The sequence below is a fragment of the Vibrio scophthalmi LMG 19158 genome, from assembly GCF_000222585.1.
In the GTDB taxonomy this organism is placed as follows: Bacteria; Pseudomonadota; Gammaproteobacteria; order Enterobacterales; family Vibrionaceae; genus Vibrio; species Vibrio scophthalmi.
In genome coordinates this window covers 37,262-44,414 of sequence record NZ_AFWE01000080.1, presented here as the reverse complement: position 1 = coordinate 44,414, position 7,153 = coordinate 37,262, and the positions used below count along the sequence as shown (strand labels likewise).

General features: G+C 39.2%; 5 protein-coding genes. All 5 read left to right on the top strand.

The features are described 5' to 3' along the window. A partial coding sequence (locus tag RH88_RS23555) for a type IIL restriction-modification enzyme MmeI (RefSeq protein ID WP_005594643.1) occupies positions 1-664 on the top strand: 664 nt, incomplete at its 5' end. Further along, entirely contained in the window at positions 664-2,703 is a 2,040-nt protein-coding gene (locus RH88_RS07455; protein ID WP_005594641.1) for a DEAD/DEAH box helicase, read from the top strand. The genes RH88_RS23555 and RH88_RS07455, both read left to right, overlap by 1 nt. 3 nt (positions 2,704-2,706) lie before the next feature. Further along, the gene (locus RH88_RS07450; protein WP_005594640.1) at positions 2,707-3,960 is read left to right on the top strand and encodes a GIY-YIG nuclease family protein; all 1,254 of its coding nucleotides are present in this window, start codon (positions 2,707-2,709) and stop codon (positions 3,958-3,960) included. Positions 3,961-4,373: 413 nt separating this feature from the next. Beyond that, positions 4,374-5,585: a hypothetical protein gene (locus tag RH88_RS07445; protein WP_005594638.1), complete on the top strand. Its 1,212-nt coding sequence runs from the start codon at positions 4,374-4,376 to the stop codon at positions 5,583-5,585. Positions 5,586-5,668: 83 nt separating this feature from the next. Then, positions 5,669-7,096: a zincin-like metallopeptidase domain-containing protein gene (locus RH88_RS07440; RefSeq protein ID WP_005594637.1), complete on the top strand. Its 1,428-nt coding sequence runs from the start codon at positions 5,669-5,671 to the stop codon at positions 7,094-7,096. Positions 7,097-7,153: the final 57 nt, after the last annotated feature.

The window sequence follows — 7,153 nt, the reverse complement described above, 5'->3', positions numbered from 1 at the left end:
AATATGGATCACTGATGAACAGAAAGAAATCGCACTTTCAATACCGCCAATTCGTGAGCGTATCGAAAACGTAAAACTGATGCGTCTAGAAAGCTCTAAAGACCAAACTAGAAAATTTGCTTCAACACCGTATAAGTTTGCGGAGTGCAGGCATAAAAACGGCCCAGCATTACTCATACCATCAGTATCATCAGAAAATCGAACTTACATACCGATGGAGTTTCACGACAAAAACACAGTATCAAGCAATGCTAACTTTGCTGCATACGATATGAGTAACTATCTGTTTTCTTTACTAACCTCAAGACTTCATACTTTGTGGGTGGGTACTGTAGGGGGGCGTTTAAAGTCTGATTACAGGTACTCTAATACTCTTTGTTACAACACTTTCCCTATTCCGACACTTACTGATTTAGACAAAGAAGCACTTCAGGGCTATGCCAATAGAATCATACGAGAACGAGTGATGAATGGCGAAACATTAGCTCAATTATACGACAAGAACAGAATGCCAGAGTCCCTTAAGAAAGTTCACCAAGAGCTAGATGTGTTTGTTGATTCCTTGTATCAGAAAGCAGCAAATCGCTCGAAGGTACTTACGACTGATACCGAGCGTTTAGAAGTGCTATTTAAACTGTACGCTGAAATGAAGGAACAACAATAATGAGTACAAACTTTGTTGAAGTTACATATCAAACAAGCTCTGATAGCGTAAATACAAACACAATGGGTATGAGGGAGATGCAAGCACGAGCTTATGAAGCTCGTCAGTCACAATACCTATTGCTGAAGTCACCGCCAGCATCTGGTAAGTCTCGTGCATTGATGTTCATTGCCCTTGATAAAATGCACAACCAAAACATCAAGAAGACGATTATTGCCGTTCCTGAAAAGTCCATTGGTGGATCGTTCTCAGATACCGACCTATCAACTTACGGCTTTTTCGCTGACTGGACAGTAAAAGAAACAAATAATCTATGTATAGACGCTAGCGATACATCAGGTTCATTCAAAAAGTTTATGCAGTCAGATGATAACGTTCTAGTTTGTACTCACTCCACGTTACGTAATTCGTTTAAATCTCTTGAACCCTCCGACTTCAATGGCTGTTTAATTGCTATTGATGAGTTCCATCACCTGTCTGCAAATGACGACAACATTCTAGGCGGTGTTCTGCAAGCTCTAATGAACTCCTCTAACGCACATATTGTTGCGATGACAGGTTCTTACTTCCGAGGCGATGCAGAGCCTGTTTTGCTTCCAGAGTATGAGAACCGATTTGATAAGGTGACTTACAACTACTACGAACAGCTAAACGGTTATAAGCATCTAAAATCATTAGGCATTGGCTACCATTTCTATCAAGGTTCTTATCTTTCCGAAATCGAACAAGTTCTTGATACTGATAAAAAAACCATTCTTCATATTCCTAACGTTAACTCAATGGAATCAACAGGCAATAAGTACCAAGAAGTCGACCATATCATTGACTCAATTGGTGAAATTATTGATGACCGAAACATTGATCCAAAAGCTTATGACGCAGGGGTAATTTTCGTTGAGCGAAAAACTGATGGGAAAATTATTCGTGTAGCTGACTTGGTTAATGACAACCCTAAAGAGCGTGAAAAAATCCAAGGTTTTCTCCGTGATATATCCAGTGTTGATGATATGGATCTCATCATTGCACTTGGCACAGCGAAAGAAGGCTTCGACTGGGCGTATTGTGAACACTCGTTAACCATCGGATACAGAGGCTCACTGACAGAAATTATTCAGATTATCGGGCGATGTACCCGTGACTCAGAAAACAAGACTCACGCTCAGTTTACCAACCTCATTGTAAACCCCGATGTTAGTGACACTCTGATCAAAGATTCCGTAAACAATATGCTAAAAGCCATCACTTGCTCTTTGCTTATGGAGCAAATCTTAGAGCCAAGGCTTAATTTCCGCTCTCCGCAGTCTAAAGAGAACTCTGACGATAGCATTAACAAAGACAAGTTCGACAACGACTATAAAAAAGAGCAAGAAGCACTCAAGAAATTGAATGAGCAGAAAAAATCTGGGACAGTTGAAATTAAAGGATTTGCAGAGCCATCTACAGACAAAGTTAAGCAGATTATTCAAGAAGATATGACTGAGCTTCAAGCTGCTGTATTGCAAGATAATGTTATGCAGAAAGCAATGGCAGGCAGCATTGATGCTGAAGTAGCAAACCGAGTCCACCTACCTCGAATAATTGAAGAGAAGTTCAAAGGTATGGGGTTATCTGACCAAGAGGTCGAAGAGATCCGTCAGCACTTCGTTGCTGAGGCACTGATAAAGCCCTCTCGTATTAAAGAGAAACAAAATGGTGACGGAACGACTTCTCGATTTATCGAAATGGCGAATAAGCAATTCGACTTAGATAACTTAAGTGTTGACCTCATTGATTCTTGTAATATCTACGAGAACGCTTTTGATGTACTGTCTAAATCAGTTGATGCTCCTGTTCTCAAAGCAATCAAGAACGAAATCGACTCACAGAAAATTACCATTACTAAAGAGGAAGTCCTTATCCTCTTCAAAGAGCACAAAATTGAAGAGTTTATGGCTACTCATCAAAGGAAACCTTCTTTGGAGTCAAATGATCCTCTAGAAAGAAGGCTTGCAGAAGCAATTGTTTTTGTTGAACAAATGCGTCAGCAACACGGGAGGTAAGAAATGGATGATTTGTCATTTCTCGATGCTGTGTTAAATGCAGATAAGTATGGCTGGATATCTAAGCCTAAAGAGAAAACAAAAGCGGTTAAATCTACCGAATTGGATAGTTTTTTAGAAATCATCGAGTTTTATCGTGAACACCAAAGAGAACCGAACGAATCAGGGGATATGATCGAGTTTAAACTAAGCATAAAACTCGAAAAAATCAGAGACGACATCGGTAGCCACGAATCCTTAAAAGAATATGATGAGTTCAACTTGTTAGGTGAAAGTGGTAGCTCTGAAGAGGTGTTAGTTCAGGAAGTAGAAGAGTTTGATACCTTCGAAGATATATTGAACTCAAAGCTACTAGAACAACTTTCCCCATCGAGTTCTGTTTCAGCAAGCATTTTTGATATTAAAAATGTAACTGATCCTGAGCGTATTAGGGAACGCAAAAAGGCGGAACAAGTTGGGCAAACAATGCCTTGTCCAAACTTTGATGTTTTCGATCCGCTTTTCAAGGATGTTCACAAAGGGTTAACGTCTGATACGAAAGGCTTAGGTACTATCGCAGAATCAGAATTATCCGTATTTGAGTTCCAAGAAGGCAATTTCTATCTGCTTAAAGGAATGTTGTTATTCATTGATCATATGAGTGAAATATTTCGTGGCACTGATCGAGACGATAGACGACTGCTCATTATTTTTGAAAATGGTACTCAATCTACAATGCTTCTCAGATCCTTAACCAAAAGGATACGAGAAGATGAAGGCGCAAAGCGAATCTTAAATACTGATGGCTCGGTGTTTAACGCAAAACGTGTGAAATCAGCGGAAGAGTCAGATCCTCGAATGCAGATATACTCTCAGTCGAAATCTACTGGTTACATTTACATTGCAAAAACTAACAAGCCAGATTTAAGAGAAAAATACAAACACTTGTACAAAATAGGTTTAACTAAACGAGATGTTAGCACCCGATTCAAAGAGGCAGCAAAAGATCCAGCTTTTTTGATGTATAGCGCAGAACAGGTCAAAGTTATCCCTTTGAAGGGGCTGAATCTCAACTCAGTAGAAAGTGCGTTACACGCACTATTTGGGAGAGTCCGCTTAGATATTGATGTTGTTGGTAATGATGGTAAAGCATACAAAGCTAAAGAGTGGTTTAACGTTCCAATTCAAGCTATTGATGATGCAGTTACGCTCATACAAGACCTGACTATACATTTATACCGCTATGATCGAGATACTCAGAAACTCGTCAAGCGTTAGGTATAGGTAAGGTATTACAAGGCTCTATTCTTTGTTTCATCACGTTTAGAGTCTTGCTTTCTCTTCAAGGCAACTCCATAGCATTCTACCCAAACTCCATACCATTCTTTTTGCTACTCCATAGCATTCCACCAATAGATATACCTTCTATTAAAGATAGATTTTTAGAAACGGTGTAATTGGATTACACAATGGCTCAAAAAGCAGAATAATATTTCTGGATTTTTTTGCTGTTCAACTCTTGAAGTTTTTTCGATCTGCGGTAAAACATAGGGATAAAAACAAGAAAAACCAAGCGTCAACTTGGTTCTTATTCAATACAATAGGTGCATTGCAACAGATTATAATTTCAACGTATCACGGATAACCATTGAGTCAAGACTTCTTGTTAAAATTAACTAAGGAGTAACCCAATGAGCACTAGACCACTATCCCACTACGATTTTCTTTCTAACCAAACATTAGCCCTACCAACAGAACTTCTTCAGGTCGGTTTTTTCAGAAACAACGCTGAACAAAACATTGATGTGATCACTCATAACCTATCACAGCAGCGTTATGATTTAGATGGACTTTACTGCGACACATTTGTGGAGATCCTACTTTTCAGTTTGTTACTTGTTGAACACCATAACTACTATCTCAACTCTAACAATGAAGAAAATGACGAGTGCGTGATTCTAAGCTTGGACAAAGGCTCAAAAATCTTCAAGCAGTTAAAACTAAAGGGTAATTTTACTCTCAGTCAATTGATTGAAAAGATTGAAAACTTTATCGACCGATTCAAGAAGGTAGAGTTTTTTGTTAATGATGAACCAGTCACTATCTTTGAAGAGCTATTCATCAACCACTTCGATAATAGTTTGCGATTTGAGCTTCACGATGAGTTTATCGACTATATGAATGAGCGTGATCATTCACTTACATTCATCCAGAAAAGCGACTTTGTCGCAATCAAAAGGAAAAATCAAATCCCTATTTTCCTGATAGTTCAATCTCTTAGAGGATTAGACGCTCCATTTTTCACAAAGAGCTATATCTCAAACATTTTGGGCATTAAAGGTGATTTAAACAAAAAACTGTCGGTTTCTTTTGAGAAGCTGAAAGAAAAGCACGTTCTTGAGTATGAAAAAGAGCTGTGTCACTTGCCTGGCATTCCAAAACCATTTTCTAGGTTTAATATCAAAAGTGTCGATAACGGTTTTGTGGCTAAGATGCGTGAAGACGAAGCCAAAGCACCAAAACAACGCTCAAAAGCCACTCAGAGCCAAAATATTCAAGAGAGTGAGCCAGAGGCTCACGAAACAAAAACTGCCGCTAATTCGGCTGTTTTTGAAGCTGATAATGCCACTCATACGAATGTAGTATGTTTTACAACATTTAAGCAGAAGAGAGTAACGAAGCAGACTGCTATCGCTGAACTAGAAGAGGCATTTGATTTAGATCTTGATGAGTTAGACGAAGCTTGGGTTTTGGCAGTATCTGACGAAAACACCGTTGCGTGTCGCACTGTAAATGGTGCATTGAGCTTGTGTGATAAGTCAAAAACTACTAACGAAATGGTGGTTTTAACACCAGAAATTATCAGCAAATCAAAAATAAAACCCTTTATTTTTCAGGAATAAACAGTCACTTAATCGGCTGAAACTTTCAAAAGTGCAGAGGCGTGATACGACATAAGTAACCCTATAGAAACAAGGAGTTACTTATGAAAAAAACAAGACTGAGTGCGGCTCGCACTACCGAAAAAAAGAGCCAACAAGATCTGATACTGGACAGGTTATTTGATTATTTTTCCAAGCCCAAAGGCGAAAAGCCAAGCTCTAACAGTGAAAATGAGATAAGTTTTTTCCGTTCTTCGCTAAATGCGTTACCAGTCAATTTTCATAATGATCAATATGCTGGTATTAACATTATAATGCTGCTTCAAGATCAACAAGAACAAGCAACGAAAATACCGATTTACGCAACGTTCAAGCAAGCTGCTGACCTACTGGAACAGCATAAAGACCAATTACCACCAAAATCCGATACGTTTGATCCCGATAAACCATTGAAAGGATTAAAATTAGATTCTGTTGTGGTGAAATACCTCGAAAGCTTCAAAAAAGACGGTAAAGCACTAAGTAAGAGTCAGTTCGAGCGTGAAACGCACGCTATGAGCTTCAAAGAGATGCGAGATAATGGCTATCAACACCGTAAAGGTTTAAAGCCATATAAGGTCTTTCCGCTCGAAAAAATCAAACACCTCCTGCCTCAATCGTTCATTGATGAGCGTCCCTATTTCGCCAAGCAAGAAGAGCTAGAGAAGCAGGAAATGAGTCAAGAAATGAAGGATGAACGTTTTGTGCAACAAGCATTGATGATCATTGACGCAATGGGCGTTCCTGTGATTGAAAAAAACGAAGATCGTGCTTATTATTCGCCCAAGGAGCACATCATAGTATTGCCACTGCGTAAAAAATGCTCATCTGATAAAGCATTTTTGGCTTTAGCGCTTCACGAATTATCTCATTCTACTTCAAAAGCTCTAGGTCGAGATATGAGCAACGCTTTTGGCACTTTGGGCTACTCGAAAGAAGAATTAATCGCTGAGACTAGCACTATGTTTTTGTGTCTAGAGCAGGGACTAGAGACATTTAATGCACACGCCAGATACATCGAAGGGTGGGCAAGCAATTTCTCTGATAAGAAAAAAGTGTTATTGAGTGTCTGTAAGCAAGCCAAAGAAGCACAAAAATACATCTCTGATAAAGTAGCAGAGCATAAATTAAAACTTGAAAATCAGCCAGATTACCGCATCCCTAACCAGTTAGACCAAACTGTTGATTTTGTGCCTAAATACCGTCAAGAATTACGTGATTTTTTGAATGACCAAGCCGATACTTATGGCACTATGATCCCTTTGCGAAACCAAGAGATTGTCGGTTTTAATCATATAAGCAAAGGCATTGAGGTATTCAGCCAAGAAAAAGCCGTGAAGATCTACGGACCAGCCGCAAGTGAGTTAGAAAAGAAAGTCGCTGAATTGGACGTGAAGCAGTCGTTGTTTAACGATATTGATTTTGATCCCGTACCAGCAGCAGAAACAAGCCCAGAGCAAAAACTTCGTGCTTCGACCCGTCTATCGCTGTAAAAACAAGTGCCTTAAAACGCAAAAAGCCCTTCACGGGCTTCTTTGCATACAAGTTTC

Coding starts and splice junctions, on each gene's coding strand:
- RH88_RS07445 (WP_005594638.1), top strand. CDS start 4,374: ATGAGCACTAGACCACTATCCCACTACGATTTTCTTTCTAACCAAACA.
- RH88_RS07440 (WP_005594637.1), top strand. CDS start 5,669: ATGAAAAAAACAAGACTGAGTGCGGCTCGCACTACCGAAAAAAAGAGC.
- RH88_RS07450 (WP_005594640.1), top strand. CDS start 2,707: ATGGATGATTTGTCATTTCTCGATGCTGTGTTAAATGCAGATAAGTAT.
- RH88_RS07455 (WP_005594641.1), top strand. CDS start 664: ATGAGTACAAACTTTGTTGAAGTTACATATCAAACAAGCTCTGATAGC.